Source organism: Streptococcus sp. FSL E2-3494 (assembly GCF_038007085.1).
Taxonomy (GTDB): Bacteria; Bacillota; Bacilli; order Lactobacillales; family Streptococcaceae; genus Streptococcus; species Streptococcus thermophilus.
Window position 1 is genome coordinate 675282 of record NZ_JBBOWN010000001.1, and the last position, 16703, is coordinate 691984.

General features: G+C 40.2%; 19 protein-coding genes and 1 pseudogene. 16 read left to right on the top strand and 4 right to left on the bottom strand.

Annotated elements, in window-relative coordinates; genetic code table 11:
• Positions 1-42 precede the first annotated feature (42 nt).
• Together serB and NST05_RS03595 are read left to right on the top strand one after the other, a co-directional pair.
• Positions 43-690, top strand: a complete 648-nt coding sequence (gene serB, locus NST05_RS03590) for a phosphoserine phosphatase SerB (protein ID WP_084829012.1) — start codon at positions 43-45, stop codon at positions 688-690.
• Between the two features lie 289 nt (positions 691-979).
• Positions 980-1219, top strand: a complete 240-nt coding sequence (locus NST05_RS03595; protein WP_071417312.1) for a hypothetical protein — start codon at positions 980-982, stop codon at positions 1217-1219.
• A 37-nt stretch (positions 1220-1256) separates the two neighbouring features.
• Here the strand turns inward: NST05_RS03595 and NST05_RS03600 are convergent, their stop codons facing one another.
• Both NST05_RS03600 and NST05_RS03605 read right to left on the bottom strand, forming a co-directional pair.
• Positions 1257-2147, bottom strand: coding sequence for a DMT family transporter (locus tag NST05_RS03600; protein WP_340742901.1), 891 nt, complete (start codon positions 2145-2147; stop codon positions 1257-1259).
• A 167-nt stretch (positions 2148-2314) separates the two neighbouring features.
• A complete protein-coding gene (locus tag NST05_RS03605) occupies positions 2315-2557 on the bottom strand; it encodes a hypothetical protein (RefSeq protein WP_014621840.1) in 243 nt (80 codons plus the stop codon).
• Between the two features lie 333 nt (positions 2558-2890).
• Here NST05_RS03605 and NST05_RS03610 point away from each other — a divergent pair, with 333 nt between their 5' ends.
• The 8 genes from NST05_RS03610 to NST05_RS03645 all read left to right on the top strand — a co-directional run bounded on the left by NST05_RS03610 (position 2891) and on the right by NST05_RS03645 (position 7317).
• Positions 2891-3151 (top strand): OsmC family protein, encoded by a 261-nt coding sequence (locus NST05_RS03610; RefSeq protein ID WP_227972275.1) that lies wholly within the window; start codon positions 2891-2893, stop codon positions 3149-3151.
• Between the two features lie 93 nt (positions 3152-3244).
• Positions 3245-3628, top strand: coding sequence for a PaaI family thioesterase (locus tag NST05_RS03615; RefSeq protein ID WP_084829011.1), 384 nt, complete (start codon positions 3245-3247; stop codon positions 3626-3628).
• Between the two features lie 30 nt (positions 3629-3658).
• Positions 3659-4102, top strand: a complete 444-nt coding sequence (locus NST05_RS03620) for a hypothetical protein (protein WP_084829010.1) — start codon at positions 3659-3661, stop codon at positions 4100-4102.
• Positions 4103-4238: 136 nt separating this feature from the next.
• Complete coding sequence (locus tag NST05_RS03625) at positions 4239-4604, top strand: GyrI-like domain-containing protein (RefSeq protein ID WP_223899626.1); 366 nt, start codon at positions 4239-4241, stop codon at positions 4602-4604.
• Positions 4605-5336: a pseudouridine synthase gene (locus tag NST05_RS03630; protein WP_084829009.1), complete on the top strand. Its 732-nt coding sequence runs from the start codon at positions 4605-4607 to the stop codon at positions 5334-5336. It abuts the gene before it with no gap.
• Positions 5337-5417: 81 nt separating this feature from the next.
• Complete coding sequence (locus NST05_RS03635; RefSeq protein WP_084829008.1) at positions 5418-5546, top strand: DUF4044 domain-containing protein; 129 nt, start codon at positions 5418-5420, stop codon at positions 5544-5546.
• Positions 5547-5639: 93 nt separating this feature from the next.
• Complete coding sequence (gene obgE, locus NST05_RS03640; RefSeq protein WP_011681460.1) at positions 5640-6953, top strand: GTPase ObgE; 1314 nt, start codon at positions 5640-5642, stop codon at positions 6951-6953.
• Between the two features lie 166 nt (positions 6954-7119).
• Positions 7120-7317: a hypothetical protein gene (locus NST05_RS03645; RefSeq protein WP_002953361.1), complete on the top strand. Its 198-nt coding sequence runs from the start codon at positions 7120-7122 to the stop codon at positions 7315-7317.
• A 72-nt stretch (positions 7318-7389) separates the two neighbouring features.
• On the opposite strand, the gene NST05_RS03650 is transcribed toward NST05_RS03645, so the two are convergent.
• Positions 7390-8130, bottom strand: coding sequence for an amino acid ABC transporter ATP-binding protein (locus tag NST05_RS03650; RefSeq protein ID WP_024703961.1), 741 nt, complete (start codon positions 8128-8130; stop codon positions 7390-7392).
• Positions 8130-10340: an ABC transporter substrate-binding protein/permease gene (locus tag NST05_RS03655; RefSeq protein WP_014727645.1), complete on the bottom strand. Its 2211-nt coding sequence runs from the start codon at positions 10338-10340 to the stop codon at positions 8130-8132. The genes NST05_RS03650 and NST05_RS03655 overlap by 1 nt, the downstream gene beginning before the upstream one ends.
• A gap of 198 nt (positions 10341-10538) precedes the next feature.
• On the opposite strand from NST05_RS03655, the pseudogene NST05_RS03660 reads away from it, so the two are divergent.
• From NST05_RS03660 to NST05_RS03685, 6 genes and pseudogenes are all read left to right on the top strand, one after another.
• Positions 10539-11407 (top strand): annotated as a pseudogene (locus NST05_RS03660) (CPBP family intramembrane glutamic endopeptidase).
• A 72-nt stretch (positions 11408-11479) separates the two neighbouring features.
• Entirely contained in the window at positions 11480-11947 is a 468-nt protein-coding gene (locus NST05_RS03665) for a hypothetical protein (RefSeq protein WP_065972467.1), read from the top strand.
• A 146-nt stretch (positions 11948-12093) separates the two neighbouring features.
• Entirely contained in the window at positions 12094-14085 is a 1992-nt protein-coding gene (gene uvrB / locus NST05_RS03670) for an excinuclease ABC subunit UvrB (RefSeq protein ID WP_084829007.1), read from the top strand.
• A 44-nt stretch (positions 14086-14129) separates the two neighbouring features.
• Positions 14130-14594, top strand: coding sequence for an 8-oxo-dGTP diphosphatase (locus tag NST05_RS03675; protein WP_011681454.1), 465 nt, complete (start codon positions 14130-14132; stop codon positions 14592-14594).
• A gap of 211 nt (positions 14595-14805) precedes the next feature.
• Entirely contained in the window at positions 14806-15633 is an 828-nt protein-coding gene (locus NST05_RS03680) for a transporter substrate-binding domain-containing protein (protein ID WP_100262342.1), read from the top strand.
• Positions 15630-16427 (top strand): transporter substrate-binding domain-containing protein, encoded by a 798-nt coding sequence (locus NST05_RS03685; protein WP_084829005.1) that lies wholly within the window; start codon positions 15630-15632, stop codon positions 16425-16427. Before NST05_RS03680 ends, NST05_RS03685 begins: the two co-directional genes overlap by 4 nt.
• Positions 16428-16703: the final 276 nt, after the last annotated feature.

The following is a 16703-nucleotide window of genomic DNA, read 5'->3' on the forward strand; positions in this document are numbered from 1 at the left end:
GCTTAATAAAAGTTATATAGGTATTAAAGAATAGAGGAATTTATGTCAGAAGTAAAAGGCTTATTAGTTATGGATGTAGACTCAACTCTGGTCCAAGAAGAAGTAATTGATTTATTGGGGGAAGAGGCTGGTGTTGGTCGAGAGGTCGCTGAAATCACAGAGCGGGCCATGCGTGGAGAATTAGATTTCAGACAGGCTTTGAATGAGCGTGTGGCAACCCTTAAGGGATTGCCTGACAGTATATTTGAGAAGGTCTATGCCCGCATTCACTTCAACAAGGGAGCCAAGGAACTTGTGGATGAACTCCACTCACGTGGCTTCAAGGTAGGTTTAGTTTCTGGTGGTTTCCATGAGACAGTTGATAGACTGGCAAAAGAGGCAGGTATTGATTATGTGAAGGCCAATCACCTTGAGGTGATCGATGGTTTCTTAACTGGAAAGGTTTATGGTGAGATTGTTACCAAAGATGTCAAGGTAGCTAAGCTTAAAGATTGGGCAGCGGAAAATGGACTTAAACTCTCTCAAACCATTGCTATGGGTGATGGAGCCAATGATTTGCCTATGATTAAGACAGCCGGCATAGGCATCGCCTTTTGTGCCAAACCAATTGTCCGTGCACAAGCTCCTTATCAGATCACAGAACCAGATTTGTATAAGGTCATTGAGATCTTGGATGAGGTGGAAAAATAGTAGAGATAAAAGAGTCCTTTGGATGATTCCAAGGGACTCTTTGTGTATAAAAAAAACACCGAATCGGTGCCACCTTTTCAAGTTGAATACGGACTAAGCCTTATTTTAACTCGCTGTGTTGTTTCGAATGGTTCCAAAACTTCATTTCTTCCTCAACCTCATACCCAAACGTTTTAGAGCTGTGTTGTTTCGAATGGTTCCAAAACTTTTGTTATCACAATTTTCGGTTGACATTTCTTAGAACTCATCTTATCATAAAGGAGTCTAGTATTGAAATGTGAGAAGGGACATGTTATACGAATATCCAGCTATTTTTCACACGATTGAGGAAGCTTGCAGGATTAGTTTTCCCAATTTGGGTCGGATTATTCAGGTAGCTTCTTTATTTAATGTTATGACGAAATCGTCAGTATTTTTGGCTTATATTATTTATTATTATGTGGACCAGGTCTTGCCTGATTTGACGGCAGTAAGTAGTATTCCTAATGAGAAAGAGCTTGTGGTTTTGATTCAGTTAGAACTTGATTGACAGCAAAAAACTCTTGGAGGATAAATTTCCAAGAGTTTTAATTTTTATTAGCCACATAGACTCCAAGGACTACCAAGATTCCCGCTAAGATTTGTAACTGTGAGAAGGGCTCTCCTAAGAAGACTACAGCAGCTAGAATTGAGATAATCGTTGATATGCCAATGAAAGAAGCAGTTCGGTTAACCCCGATAGTTGCGATAGCAAAATTTGAAAGGATATACCCTATAACACTACACCCCAATCCTTGGTACAGGATGGTTATGGCGAACTTTGGATTACTCCAAGGGAGCGTTAAAAGCTCTTTCAAGTTACCCGCTAGAAAGCTATGGCTTAGTGCAAAGAGTCCAAATGTAAGGCAACCACTGGCTAACATAAAATAGGTAATCTCAAAGCTAGTGAATTGACTGGCTTTTTCAACGTCAACGCAATAAAGGGCATAGGAGACAACGGCTAAACCTAAAATGAAGTATCCGACAAGTGAGAAGTTGGTGGAGCCACCCGCAGCGAATATGGCAATAATGATACCGATGAGGGTTGTAGCGACACCTACCACTTGCCAACGACTTGGCCATTCTTTCAAAATAAGACTAGACATGATAAGTGCGACGACCGGAATGAAAGCGAGGAATGCTCCACTTTCAGAGGCAGTAGTCATACGAATCCCAATCGTTTCGCAGATAAAATAGATAATAGGATTAAGGATGGCAATACGTATCAGTGGTTTGAGATTTCTGCCATTTATGACTACCTTTTGTCTTTTTGTGAGAAGATAAAGGTTGACAAAGAAGAAGGCTGTGACAAAACGCCAAGAGATTAAAGCAAGGCCACTGGCCTGTGCTGTAATCGATTTGGTAAATATAAAACTGAGCCCAAAAAGGATCTCGCAGGCAGCTGCAGCCAAACATCCCAAGATGATTTTATGTTTCATTCTCTCACCCCCTGATTATGGATTTCCACCCCTATTATAGCATCTTTAGGTAACGATTTTATTATTCTGAATCTAAAAAGATTAGCAGAATAGCTAGCCTATCTTATATTAGTTACCAATTGAGACAGTTCCGTCTGAGCCAACTTTTATATTTGTATCGTCTTGGCTTAAACAGCATTTTCACCATTTATTTTGGCTGAATTACCGTTCTCGCCGTTCAATTCAGTTGAACCGTCTTTGTTAACTTTAACTGAGGCACTTGAGTCGGTAGAAGAAGAGTCTTTTCTCACCCTACTTGATGATGAAGATGATGATGAGTTACTTTTATCTTTGGAGTTACCACATGCTGCTAGGGTTAACAAGGCGAGAACTGAGACAGATGCTAAAGTTAATTTAGAAAAAACTCTCATAATAATCTCCCTTTTTTATTAGTAGATTTAATTTAATGAAAACTCATCAAATTAAAAGCACTTCCAGTTGTTTTTACCTAATTGTAATCTCTTAGTAATGTAGGTATTGTATAAGATTAATCTGTTGAAAAGTAAGAGGATTCCTTAAGGGTTGTGATAGATATTTCAAGTGTTCGGTTCGGTTGTTAGGCTTCTCTTTGTTATAATAAAAAAACAAATGTAGGTGCATTACGTATCAAACGACGATTAAAGTTGACAACGCTATTATTCAGTTTCAGAGGGTTACGGAGTGTCTGTGAAACCTTCGGATATACGGAAGATGGGATGACACCTATGAGTTGGGTGAATATTGCTTTAGCCTCTTGCGTGACCATGTGTCTACAGAGTTATTTTTCCAATTATCAGGAAATAGAGGAGCTTGCAATTCAGGTTGATTCTAGCTATGAAGAAGGGCATTTCAAGCTTGACATTCATCTACCTAAGGACTTGAATAGTGATAATGAGCAGGAAATCTTGTCTTTTTTAGATACTTATTGCCGAGCGAAGAATTTTTTTCGTGAGGATATAGATGTTGATATCAGCTTAGTCAAATAAGCTTGTTATCCGTTGAGAAATTCGTGTTATACTAGTAGCTATAGACAACCTGTTTCACTTGTGGTGGAATGGGTATTGATAGGAGGGCTTGCTATGCAAGACAAACTACATGAAATCCGTGTGTTTGAGAATTTTAAAGAAGAACTATTTGAAACTGGGCATGTGATTGTCACTACTGAGGTAGTCGAGAAGTCCTTAAATTATTTTGGTAATGCTCATGGTGGTTATTTATTTACGCTCTGTGATCAGGTGGCAGGACTTGTGGCACTTTCAACAGGAGACTACGCTGTAACTCTTCAGTCCAATATCAATTATTTAAAGGCAGGTCATTTGTCTGACCAACTCAAGATTGAAGGTCTTTGTGTGCATAATGGTAAAACGACCAAGTTGGTAGAAGTCCTCATTACTAATCAGGAGGAAAAAATTCTTACTAGAGCGACCTTTACCATGTATGTGACGGGCTCGATTTCGGAGTAGAGAAGGAATCTTATGTCAGATTTTTAAACTATGGATGACTTTGCAGTCTTTGTAAATGACTACCTGACACCAGACCAATTGAGTATTCAGGAATATTCTTGTGCCTCTGATCAGCAGGAATTTTCTCTTCTTGTAACTATTGATGATTATGAGATGATGTGTCGTTGGCATACCGTCTGGACTTTTTCTAGTATACACCGGATCTTTTTTCAGTCCGTAATGGATTTGGATAATAGTTTTACTATATATGCTGAAAGTCTGACGATGAAGGTACGACTTAGGGACCAAGAACTTATATTTCAAGTGACTGGGCTGGAGATGGTGGTTATTGGTTTGTCTGAATCCCTTTATTGTTTAGTTGATGGGTCATTCAATGAGAGAGGCAAGCATTTTAGCTACCTTTTTGAAGATAAGAGTGTGAGATCTGAAGGTTGGGTGTTGGATCTTGAAATGTTGAAAAAGAAGCATTTGTAGAAAAAAATTCCTATATACTAGATGATGAGGTTCCAGTTGAGCTGACAAAGCTTAAAAAAGTGATACAAAAGTTAGATTTAGTAACCGTTCGCCATGATGTGAAGGTTGTTCGAAAAGTTTTTTGAGTTTTTCAGGGATGGCTTTTGAAGGCGAGGAGCTAGGTAAGCCAACAGACTTCCTTTGGGTACAATTTTTGGCAGAGCAAGATGATTTGGCTGTTCCTACCTATGGGATTCGGATCAATGATGGCAGTCGCAAGACTTATGTAACGGCCTTGGCTGGTGAGGATGATAGTATGGAAATGTTTGCTCTTGCACCAGCCACTTATGCGGTTTTTAAACTTAGAGGGCCTGCAACAGCAGCTGTTTGGGAGAGTTTTCATTATGCTAAGAACCATTTTGAAATGATTGATCAGCCAACTGTAGAGGTTTATCCACCAGGGAATCGTCAGGCTGAAGATTATGAAATGGAAGTTTGGATTCCAATAAAGGAGGAAGTATAGATGCGTCTGGACAAGTTTTTGGTAGACTGTGGTGTCGGGAGTCGTAGTCAAGTCAAGACCTTTCTGAAAAAGAAGCAAGTGACCGTAAATGGGCAGGTGGAGACATCACCTAAGACTCAGATTGATGAGGATAAAGACCAAATTGCATACTTGGGTCAGGAGTTGACATATGAGACCTTTGTTTACTATCTCTTAAATAAACCGCAAGGTGTCATTTCAGCAACGGAAGACTCTCGTCATAAGACTGTCCTCAATTTACTCGATGAGACAGCAAGACATAAGCAGGTTTTTCCAGTTGGTCGCTTGGATATTGATACTCATGGTCTTCTTCTATTGACCAATAATGGAGACTTAGCCCACGCTATGCTGTCTCCCAAAAAGCATGTGGACAAGATTTATCAGGCCAAGGTGGCTGGTATTATGGATGAAGAGGATATCTTGGCTTTTGAAAAAGGGATCAAGCTTAAAGACCATACTTGTCAGCCAGCGAAATTAGAGATTGTATCAGTCGACAGGAATGCGAGTACTAGTTTGGTTCAAATTACCATTGCTGAGGGAAAATTCCATCAGGTTAAGCGTATGGTAGCCGCTTGCGGTAAGGAAGTGGCGGATTTACAACGTTTGAAAATGGGACCTTTAAGCCTGCCAAATGATTTAGAGCTTGGTGCTTGGCGACGTTTGACACAGGAGGAGTTAGACGCTCTAACTATTTTTGGAGTTCCTTTGACCTAAGATAGTCTAGTAGTTGCGAAATAGGCGGATTTTTGTTACTATTATTGTGATATTCTAGAAGAAAAAACGAGGTAAATTCAAGTGGCATTTGGAGATAACGGACCACGTAAGAAATCATTTTTTGAACGTCTAACAGTATTAGTCGTTTTGATTATGCTAGTAGTAACAGTTGGGGCATTGATTTTCCAAGCAGTCTCAGTTGTCCGTTAAGACGCTATCAAGCGTTTTTTTGTGTATGTCGGAGATTCTTTGGTCTGAGATCAAATTAGAACACAGCATACAAATCAGAAAGAGAGAATATAAATGAGTATGTTTTTAGATACAGCCAAGATCAGTGTCCAAGCTGGTCGTGGTGGCGATGGGATGGTTGCCTTCCGTCGTGAAAAATATGTGCCAAATGGCGGTCCTTGGGGAGGTGACGGTGGTAAGGGTGGCTCAGTCATTTTCAAGGTTGACGAAGGCTTGCGCACCCTTATGGATTTCCGTTATAACCGTAAGTTCAAAGCTAAGAACGGTGAAAAAGGGATGACCAAGGGTATGCATGGTCGAGGAGCTGAGGACCTTATCGTTAGCATCCCGCCTGGTACGACAGTGCGTGACGCTGAAACAGGTAAGGTTATTACTGATATGGTCGAGGATGGCCAAGAGTTTGTCGTTGCTCATGGTGGACGTGGTGGACGTGGAAATATCCGTTTTGCGACACCTCGTAATCCTGCCCCTGAAATCGCTGAAAATGGTGAACCAGGTGAAGAGCGCGAACTTCAATTGGAATTGAAGATTTTGGCTGATGTTGGTTTGGTTGGCTTCCCATCTGTTGGTAAATCAACAATTCTCAGTGTGGTAACGGCAGCAAAACCAAAGATTGGTGCTTACCACTTTACGACAATTGTTCCTAACTTGGGAATGGTCCGTACAAAGTCAGGAGAGAGTTTTGCCATGGCTGACCTCCCAGGATTGATTGAAGGTGCTAGCCAGGGGGTTGGCTTGGGAACACAGTTCCTCCGCCACATCGAGCGTACACGTGTTATCCTTCATGTTATTGATATGTCAGCGAGTGAGGGGCGTGATCCTTACGAGGATTATCTTCAAATTAACAAAGAGCTGGAAACTTACAACTTGCGCTTGATGGAACGTCCACAAATTATTGTTGCTAATAAGATGGACATGCCTGAGGCTGAGGAAAACTTGAAAGAGTTTAAGGAAAAATTGGCTGCTAACTATGATGAATTTGATGAGTTGCCACAAATTTTCCCTATTTCAAGTTTGGCCCATCAAGGTTTGGAAAATCTTTTGGAAGCTACTGCTGAACTACTTGATCAAACAGATGAATTCTTGCTCTATAACGAAGATGATATGGAACAAGAAGAAGTATACTATGGCTTTAACGAAGAAGAACGTCCATTTGAAATCAGTCGTGACGATGATGCGTCATGGGTGCTTTCTGGTGAAAAACTTGAAAAACTCTTTGTCATGACTAACATGGAACGTGATGAATCTATTATGAAATTCGCTCGTCAATTGCGTGGTATGGGAGTTGATGAAGCCCTTCGTGAACGTGGTGCTAAGGACGGCGATATTGTTCGTATTGGTAACTTCGAATTTGAGTTTGTGGATTGACGTTGAAAGACTATCAAGTGCTTCAACACTTGATAGTCTACGGCGGCCGCTATGGCAACCTCATTACCTGCCTAAAGTGGGGGTTAAGGATTGACTTGTGTCGCATGGATTAGTGTGATATAAATACATGTTGAATACAACAAATTATTGAAAGGAGAGGTTTACAATGGGAAATAAACCAATATCCTTCAAGGATAAAGATGGGAATTTTGTTTCTGCGGCTGATGTCTGGAATCCGAAGAAACTTGAAGAACTCTTTACGCGATTAAACCCTAACCGAAAACTCCGTCTTGAGCGTGAGCGTTTGGCAAGGAAAGAAGCGGCAAAACACCCTGAATTAAATGAAGAAACAGAGCAAGTGTAGTACTTGCCCTGTTTTTTTATTTAAATTGGTAATCAAAAACAGTTACCTCATCAGGAGTAACTGTTTTAATAATTAGGCATTTAAAATTTTGTCCAAGAATTCTTTCAAACGTGGGTGTTGTGGGTTATCGAAGATTTGATCTGGTGTACCATCTTCAAGGAACTCACCGTCTGCAGTAAAGATGACACGGTTAGCAACCTGACGGGCAAATCCCATTTCGTGAGTAACGATAATCATGGTCATACCTTGCTCTGCCAATTCTTTCATAACGTTAAGAACGTCTCCGACCATCTCAGGGTCAAGGGCAGAAGTAGGTTCGTCAAAGAGCATGATGTCAGGATTCATTGCCAAACCACGTGCAATTGCCACACGTTGTTTTTGTCCACCAGATAGGCTATCTGGTGTAGCATCAGCTTTGTCAGAAAGTCCGACACGGTCTAGAAGATCCATAGCTAATTTATCAGCTTCTTCTTTAGTCATGCGTCCCAGTTCAACTGGTGCGAATGTCACATTTTCAAGGACAGTCATGTGTGGGAAGAGGTTGAAATGCTGGAAAACCATCCCGATATTTTCACGGGCTTTGTCAAGGTTTGTCTTAGGGTTTGATAATTCATAGCCATCAACGACTACTTTACCAGAAGTTATTGGTTCAAGTAGGTTAAGAGTACGAAGGAAGGTTGATTTACCTGAACCTGAAGGACCGATGATACATACAACGTCCCCTTCGTAGAATTTGGCGTCAATGCCTTTAAGGACTTCATTGTCGCCGTATGATTTGTGCAAGTCCTGCACATTGATTTTCAATTCAGCCATTATTTAAGTCTCTTTTCTAGTCGTTTAGCCAATTTCGTCAAGCATGTGATGATGACCAAGTAAATGATGGCCAAAATCGCATACATACGGAATGATTGGTAGTTACGAGCAATGATGATTTTACCAGTTTGGAAGAGTTCGACCAAACCGATAGCTGATACGATAGTCGTATCTTTCAATGAGATAACAAATTGGTTGATGAAGTTTGGCAACATCAAACGAACAGCCTGTGGCAAGATGATCTTACGCATTGTTGTATTGTATGGGACACCCAAGCTTCGGCTGGCTTCCATCTGACCAATAGGGACAGCTTCGATACCACCACGCACAATTTCAGCAATGTAAGCACCACCATTAAGTGAGAGGGCTATAGTCGCAGCCACGAAGTCATTGATTGGTGACTGGTGACCGGTGATATTTTCAATCAAGTTCGGAATACCCCAATAGATGAAGGCTGCAACGATCATCAATGGAATACCACGGACAACGTCAACAAAGATTTGTGAAATCACACGAAGGGTCTTGTTTGGTGCAACTGCCATCATACCGAAGATAATACCGATAATCATGGCAATAGCAAATGAAAGAAGGGTCAATCCAAGGGTAATTCCAAGACCTTGGAGAAGTTGTTTATAGTTGTTTTTAATTAAGCCTACGATTGTAGTTTCATCGGCAACATTGGTTGAGCTCTTTTCTTTAGATTTGTTATTGTCAAGGTATTTGTTGATAATCTTATCGTAAGTACCGTCTTTAACAATAGCAGCTAAACCATTGTTGAACATTTCAATCAACTCAGGGTTAGCCCCTTTTTTAACAGCAAAGCCAACTTTACCAGTAGAGATTCCCTTAATAGGTGTTTCAAAGTTACGTCCTTGTTGGATAGCGTATAGAAGTACGGCTTCATCATCCATAAGGGAATCGATTGAACCAGAGTTCAAGCTATCATACATAGTAGAAGCTTCATCGTATGCACGAAGCGTGAAGCCATATTTGTCGGCATTCTCTTCTAACCAAGAGTAAGAAGATGTTCCGTTTTTGGCACCAACAGTCTTACCTTTGAGATCTTCGTATTTCTTAATGTTAGAGCCTTTTTTCACAGCTAAACGAATGTTTGAAGTGTAGTAAGGATCTGAGAAATCAAAGATTTGTTTACGGGCATCAGTGATGGTCATACCAGCCAATACCGCATCGGCTTGGCTAGATTGAACGGCATTAAGTGATGCATCGAAACCAGGGTTAGTTAATTTAACATTGAAACCTTGGTTTTTAGCAATGGCATTGATGATGTCAACGTCGATACCAACATACTTACCAGAACCATTTTGATATTCAAATGGTGCAAACGATGAGTCCATTGAGATGGTGTAAGTTTCCTTAGTAGGAGTAGCTTTTGCATTAGCATCACCAGTCAAGTTAAGAGCTTCCGACGGTTTTGACGATGAAGATTTTGAAGAAGCTTTTGCTGAGTCACCCAACCATTTGGTCATGATTTCATCGTAGGTGCCGTCTTCCTTCATTTCCTTAAGGGCTTCATTGAAATCCTTGATAAGACTTTCGTGCTTTCCACCTTTTTTTACAGCGAAAGCGAAGCTACCGATAGATTCAGGCTTTATGTTGATAGCATAGTCTTTACCTTGACCAATAGCATATTGAACAACTGGTGTGTCGTCCATGGCTGCATAAACTGAACCAGAGTCCAAACTGTTGTTCATCAAGTCACTAGTGTCAAAAGTTTTAACAGTGAAACCATACTTGCTAGCGTTTTTATCAAGCCAGGTTTGAGCGGCGGTACCATTTTTAACACCAACCGTTTTACCTTTCAATTGTTTGTAGTCGCTGACTTTGTCGTTGCTACGAGTGTAAATAACAATTGATGTGTCGTAATAAGTGTCTGAAAAAGTGAAGACCTTCTTACGTGCATCGGTTACAGTTGTACCTGCCATGAGGGCGTCTGCTTGTCCTGACTGAACTGCGTTAACGGCTGCATCAAAACCAGGATAAGTTTGGTTAACATCCCAATTCTTACGTTTGGCAACTTCGTTGATAATATCAACATCGATACCCTTGTAGGTCTGATCAGAGTCTTTGAATTCAAATGGGGCATAGGCTGTATCTGAAACTACTGAAATCGTGCTAGCAGATGCCTTAGCTCCGAAAACAAAGAGAGCTGACATGACACTCAAAAAGAGTGTCAGAAGTTTTTTCTTCATTATAAAAAGTTCTCCTTTATAAAATACCTTTCTATTCTATCAAAAAAAGCCCTTGTTATCAAACTCTGAGAAGCTTCATGTTATAAAATATAACAATAATTGTTAATTGTGAGAGTTGTTTTAGAAGAAGTTGACAAGTTTGTGTCAATTCGTTATACTGTACCCTAATACAGGGAAGATTAGTTACAGGAGCTGAAAATGAAGAAAAGTATGCTTGAGAAATACACCAGCCGATATGATAAAGTCCCTAGTTGGCTGATGATTATGCTTTCCTGTTTTATTGCCTCTGGATATGTCCTTATAGGTGGATTTCTAGCAGGGATTGTTGTGGGAGTTCCCATGACTGTTATTCTCTCATTCTTGATATTTAATGGCAACATTCAGTTTCGGAATATAAATACGATTTCCACTAAACTGTTTTCAAGCTTGTATTTTCAGATGGGAACCTTTGTCTTTACTGCCTTAGTTATCTTTATCTGAGTTAAAGTTGTTTAAAAAACGTCCCATTCGTACACTCGGATTTTTTAAGGGGAATATTTGCTTGAACTTACTTAAGGGGTGGGGCTTTGGGACTCTACTCTTGTTAGCGAGTTTCCTTGGGACTTCTTTACTTGGTGGTTTATCCAGGGCGGGACTGAGGAATTGGTGACACGTGGTTGGCTACTTCAGACGGTGACTAGTAAATTGAACCTTTCCTGGGGAATTGCTATTTCAAGTTCTCTCTTTTCAATACTACACCTAGGAAATCAAGGTGTCACTGCCTTGTCTCTTATCAGTATTATTCTAGTAGGAGTCCTCATGGCTCTTTACATGCTCAAGACAGATAATATCTGGGGAGTGGCATCCCTTCATGGTGCTTGGAACTTTACGCAAGGAAATCTAGTTGGCGTGGCAGTCAGTGGACAGAATGCAGGTGATAGCCTATTGCGCTTCCATACCAAGTCAGGTGTACCGGGATTGGTTATCAGGTGGAGCCCCTTGGTCTAGAAGGTAATATTATTACCTGTATCGTTCTCCTGATTGGTATTGTTATTCTTCGACTACAATTGAAAAAAGAAAATTCTTAAGGCTGAGTTCTAAAGACTCGGTCTTTTTACTTCTATGTTAAAATAGAAGAAAGATTTGAAAAAGGGGACGAGATGATAGTAAAGCTTGATGGGCTCATATTGAAATTGAAAATAGTGGTTAGCCTTATATTTTCCGTCTTGTCTCTATGGATCCTTTTTCCTGAGCTTATTAGAGGTTCCCTTCGTGAAGATCTAGTCAAGCAGTTCCTTGGTCTCATTGTTTTATTTTGGCTCTTATTATCCATTGTTCTTCTCATAGATGGTATTGTAAATCTCAAAGGTCATGGAAAACTGTTGGAACTTGATGACAATTCTTTGACCTACTACGGCCAAGTATTTGGACGCAAAACCTTTGAAATTCCCTTATCAGAGATTGAGTTTGTCAAGAAGGCTTGGTCAACGCAGATGGGGGATATTGAACGCTCTTCGACGGTGAGATATTCTTTGAAATGCATCGAGCATGTCTTTGACTTGATGCTGAAGTTGATGATAAAAAGAGATATCAGGTCTTGCTTATCTTCTTCAAAAATGGTGAGATAGCCATTACCTATGACAAAAACTTGGTCATCAATCACGGAAGAAACGTACCTATGTCGCAAAGATGCGAATGATTGAGATTCCACTTACAAGTGGGGAGATTTTCTCCGATCAAGAGATAAATGATTGCATAAATGAAAGGAAAAACCATGATAGATAGAAAAGAAGACAACCAATTTCATTTGGTTTCTAAATACGAACCCTCAGGAGATCAGCCCCAGGCTATCGAAACCTTGGTTGATAATATCAAAGGTGGGGAGAAGGCTCAAATTTTAAAGGGTGCGACAGGGACAGGTAAGACCTATACCATGAGTCAAGTCATCCAACGTGTTAATAAGCCAACTCTGGTTATCGCCCACAATAAGACCTTGGCAGGCCAGCTCTATGGTGAGTTCAAGGAGTTTTTCCCAGACAATGCTGTAGAGTATTTTGTTTCCTATTATGATTATTACCAGCCAGAGGCTTATGTGCCGTCATCAGATACCTATATTGAAAAAGATAGCTCTGTTAATGATGAAATTGATAAACTCCGTCACTCAGCGACATCAGCCCTATTGGAACGCAATGATGTAATTGTTGTGGCTTCCGTGTCTTGTATTTACGGTTTGGGTTCGCCAAAAGAATATGCGGATTCAGCTGTTAGCCTGCGTCCTGGTCAAGAAATTTCTCGGGACAAGTTGCTCAATGACTTGGTTGATATCCAGTTTGAGCGTAACGATATTGATTTTCAACGCGGAAAATTCCGTGTACGTGGCGATGTGGTTGAAATTTTCCCTGCCAGCCGTGATGAAAATGCTTTTCGAGTGGAATTTTTCGGTGATGAGATTGACCGTATCTGTGAAATTGAAAGTTTGACAGGACGTAATCTCGGTGAAGTTGAGCACCTTGTTCTTTTTCCGGCTACTCACTTTATGACCAATGAAGAGCATATGGAAGAAGCTATCAAGAATATTATGGAAGAAATGGAGGTTCAGGTTAATCAATTTGAAGCCGAGGGTAAACTCATCGAGGCTCAACGTATTCGTCAACGGACAGAATACGATGTCGAAATGCTTCGTGAGATGGGTTACACCAATGGTATCGAAAACTACTCACGTCACATGGATGGTCGTAAAGAAGGTGAGCCACCATTTACTCTACTTGATTTCTTCCCAGAAGATTTCCTCATCATGATTGATGAAAGTCACATGACCATGGGACAGATTAAAGGAATGTATAACGGAGACCAAGCCCGTAAGAAGATGCTTGTCGATTACGGCTTCCGTTTACCATCGGCTCTTGATAACCGTCCCCTTCGTCGTGAAGAATTCGAAAGTCATGTGCATCAGATTGTCTATGTGTCAGCGACACCAGGTGACTACGAGATGGAGCAGACTGAGACTGTCGTTGAGCAAATCATCCGTCCGACAGGACTTCTTGATCCAGAAGTCGAAGTTCGTCCAACTATGGGTCAAATGGATGACCTCCTTGGTGAAATCAATGCCCGTACTGAAAAAGGAGAGCGTGTCTTTGTAACAACTTTGACTAAGAAGATGGCTGAAGACTTGACCGATTACCTCAAGGAAATGGGAGTCAAGGTCAAATACATGCACTCTGATATTAAGACTTTGGAGCGTACTGAGATTATCCGTGACTTGCGTTTGGGTGTCTTTGATGTTCTTATTGGGATTAACCTTCTTCGTGAGGGTATTGACGTTCCTGAAGTTAGTCTGGTTGCTATTTTGGATGCTGATAAGGAAGGTTTCCTTCGTAATGAACGTGGGCTTATCCAAACGATTGGACGTGCTGCCCGAAATAGTGATGGGCACGTTATCATGTATGCGGATAAGATTACGGAGTCTATGCAGAAAGCTATGGATGAAACTGCTCGTCGTCGTGAAATCCAAATGGCCTATAATAAGGAACACGGTATCACTCCGCAGACAATTGAGAAAGAAATTCGTGACCTTATTTCGATTACCAAGACCAATGATGCAGAAGTGGCAGAGGATACTGTGAACTACAGTGCCATGAACAAGAAAGAACGCCAAGAAGCCATCAAGAAACTTCAAAAGCAAATGCACGAAGCGGCAGAACTGCTTGATTTTGAATTGGCAGCCCAAATTCGTGATATGGTTCTAGAGCTGAAGAGTATGGATTAAGGCTAGGTTCATTACTTAGGAAATATAAGTAAGAAAGGAAATATATGTCACGTTCACAAGCAACTATTTTGACCAACATGTGTCTCATTGAAGATGGCCGTGGAAACATTGTCATGCAAATCCGCGATCCAAAGCGTTATTCTTGGTCGGGAGCAGCCCTACCCGGTGGCCATATCGAAGCACATGAAGGTCTAGTAGAATCAGTTATCCGTGAGGTAAAGGAAGAAACTGGTTTGACCATCAAAAGTCCTAAATTGGTCGGTATGAAGCACTGGTACACGACAGATGACGAACGGTACTTGGTTTTCCTCTATAGAACCTCGGATTTTGAAGGGGATCTTCGTTCAACGGAAGAGGGAGAAGTCCGGTGGGTTGCTCGAGAGGAGGTAGTTCATATGGATTTAGCCTATGACATGCTTAATCTCCTTCGTGTGTTTGAAGAGGATAATCTTTCAGAACTCTTCTATCGTGAGCGCCTTGAAAATGACTTCTTAAGAGAATTTTGGTGAAAATGAACTATTTATTCAAATGAATGAATAGTTTTTTTAGTCTTTAAAATTAGATAGAAGACTTTAAAACAAACGATTTTCGGCATTTATAACGATTCTGAAATTAATAAAAATAAAAACAAATCAATAAAAGTCTATTTTTGCGTTGACAAAAGTATAATAATACATTATTATACTTACATAGTTAATAAATATAGAAAAGAGATTGATTATGAAACCATGGAAAAAACTTTTATTGGGCCTTGCAGGTGTCTTTGCTTTTACATCTTTAGCGGCTTGTTCTTCATCGACTAACACATTAGATAAAGTAAAAAATAAGGGGACTTTGACTGTCGCTCTTAATCCCCACTTTGCCCCTTTTGAATTTAAAACAATCCAAGATGGTAAGGATACTATTGCTGGGGCAGATATCGAAATTGCCAAGGCTATTGGTGATGAACTAGGTGTGAAAGTCAAATTCTCTGAAATGTCTTTTGACAATGTCCTAGCCAGCGTTCAATCTGGTAAAGCTGATATTGCCATTTCTGGTATATCAGCTACTAAAGAACGTCAGAAAATTTTCGACTTTTCAGATACTTACTATGATTCTGAAACGGTTCTTCTTGTCAAAAAAGATGCCACAGAAACCTACAAACAAATCAGCGACTTTTCTAAGAAATCTATAGCTGTTCAAAAAGGCTCAATTCAAGAAAATATTGCCAAAGCTAATTTGTCGGATGCCAATGTGGTTTCCTTGGCGCAACCTGGTGAAGCTATCAATGAGTTGAAATCAGGTCAAGTCGAAGGAGTGGTGCTAGAAAAGGCTATCGCGAAAGGTTATGTGGACCAAAATAGTGATTTAACTATGTCAGATATTGCTCTAAAATCAGATTCAAACGATGCTTACGCTGTAGCGATGCCTAAGGGCAGTGATGATCTTAAAACCAAGGTTAATAAGATTATCGCTAAACTCAAAAAAGAAGGTAAAATTGACAGCTATGTTCAAGATGCCTACGCTCTTTCACTTAAGAGTTCTAGCAAATCAGGAGTCACAATATGAAGAAATTTTGGTTTATGCTTACAGCCCTAGTTGCCACGTGTTTTCTTGTTGCTTGTAGGGGGAGTCAAGGAGTGAGCACAAAAACGATTAAGGAAAATAAGAAAATTGTCGTAGCGACAGAGTCTGAATTTGCACCATTTGAATTCAAATCGTTGGTCAATGGCAAGGATACCTTAGTTGGAGCAGACATCGAGTTGGCTAAAGCTATCGGGAAAAAACTTGGTGTGAAAGTTGAATTTTCTGTTATGTCTTTTGACAATGTCCTTGCTAGTGTGCAAAGTGGTAAAGCAGACATTGCCATTGCAGGGATCTCGGTAACAGACGAGCGTAAAAAAGTCTATGATTTTTCTGATAGCTACTATACCTCTGAAAATGTAGTGATTGTCAAAAAAGACAAGGTAAATGATTTTACAAGTGCTGATAGTCTCGCTAAACAAACTGTCGGTACGCAAAAAGGGTCTGTTCAAGAAACAGTTGCTAAGAAACAATTCTCTAAGGCAAGTGTGGTTTCACTCGCTTCAAATGGTGAGATGATTAACGAACTCAAGTCTGGACAGATTCAAGCGGTTGTCCTTGAAAAAGCTATTGCAGAAGGTTATATCGCACAAAATGATGATTTAACCCTTTCCAGCTTTAACCTTAAGTCAGATGGTTCAGATGCTTATGCAGTCGCGATACGTAAGGGTTCGGACGATTTACTTAAAGAAATCAATGCTGTCATCAAAGAGACCAAGGAGTCTGGAAAATTTGACCAATGGTTAAAAGAAGCATCAAGTTACAAACAAAGTAAGTAAACTCAAAAGATTTTCTATTTTGCATTGAATAAAAGTTCTTTTAGAAACTTTTATTAGGTAATGTCGGACGTTAGCGAACTTCTTTGAAGTTTCATGACTAAGTTCTCGAAATTTTCGAGCATCTGAAACAAGCCCGCTTCAGGTGTTTTCATCACGGCGAAAAGTCTCGATTAGAGCTCGCTTTGGCAGCTAAAGGGAATTCTCAAAACATTCTTAAATCTAAAATGAGGAATACCCCATTTTTTATTGAATTCTCTGATAAAAACAGTTATTATC

Coding starts and splice junctions, on each gene's coding strand:
- NST05_RS03615 (WP_084829011.1), top strand. CDS start 3,245: ATGCAAGACAAACTACATGAAATCCGTGTGTTTGAGAATTTTAAAGAA.
- serB (WP_084829012.1), top strand. CDS start 43: ATGTCAGAAGTAAAAGGCTTATTAGTTATGGATGTAGACTCAACTCTG.
- NST05_RS03645 (WP_002953361.1), top strand. CDS start 7,120: ATGGGAAATAAACCAATATCCTTCAAGGATAAAGATGGGAATTTTGTT.
- NST05_RS03655 (WP_014727645.1), bottom strand. CDS start 10,340: ATGAAGAAAAAACTTCTGACACTCTTTTTGAGTGTCATGTCAGCTCTC.
- NST05_RS03600 (WP_340742901.1), bottom strand. CDS start 2,147: ATGAAACATAAAATCATCTTGGGATGTTTGGCTGCAGCTGCCTGCGAG.
- NST05_RS03595 (WP_071417312.1), top strand. CDS start 980: ATGTTATACGAATATCCAGCTATTTTTCACACGATTGAGGAAGCTTGC.
- NST05_RS03685 (WP_084829005.1), top strand. CDS start 15,630: ATGAAGAAATTTTGGTTTATGCTTACAGCCCTAGTTGCCACGTGTTTT.
- NST05_RS03675 (WP_011681454.1), top strand. CDS start 14,130: ATGTCACGTTCACAAGCAACTATTTTGACCAACATGTGTCTCATTGAA.
- NST05_RS03680 (WP_100262342.1), top strand. CDS start 14,806: ATGAAACCATGGAAAAAACTTTTATTGGGCCTTGCAGGTGTCTTTGCT.
- NST05_RS03650 (WP_024703961.1), bottom strand. CDS start 8,130: ATGGCTGAATTGAAAATCAATGTGCAGGACTTGCACAAATCATACGGC.
- NST05_RS03605 (WP_014621840.1), bottom strand. CDS start 2,557: ATGAGAGTTTTTTCTAAATTAACTTTAGCATCTGTCTCAGTTCTCGCC.
- NST05_RS03620 (WP_084829010.1), top strand. CDS start 3,659: ATGGATGACTTTGCAGTCTTTGTAAATGACTACCTGACACCAGACCAA.
- NST05_RS03630 (WP_084829009.1), top strand. CDS start 4,605: ATGCGTCTGGACAAGTTTTTGGTAGACTGTGGTGTCGGGAGTCGTAGT.
- uvrB (WP_084829007.1), top strand. CDS start 12,094: ATGATAGATAGAAAAGAAGACAACCAATTTCATTTGGTTTCTAAATAC.
- NST05_RS03610 (WP_227972275.1), top strand. CDS start 2,891: ATGAGTTGGGTGAATATTGCTTTAGCCTCTTGCGTGACCATGTGTCTA.
- NST05_RS03665 (WP_065972467.1), top strand. CDS start 11,480: ATGATAGTAAAGCTTGATGGGCTCATATTGAAATTGAAAATAGTGGTT.
- obgE (WP_011681460.1), top strand. CDS start 5,640: ATGAGTATGTTTTTAGATACAGCCAAGATCAGTGTCCAAGCTGGTCGT.
- NST05_RS03625 (WP_223899626.1), top strand. CDS start 4,239: ATGGCTTTTGAAGGCGAGGAGCTAGGTAAGCCAACAGACTTCCTTTGG.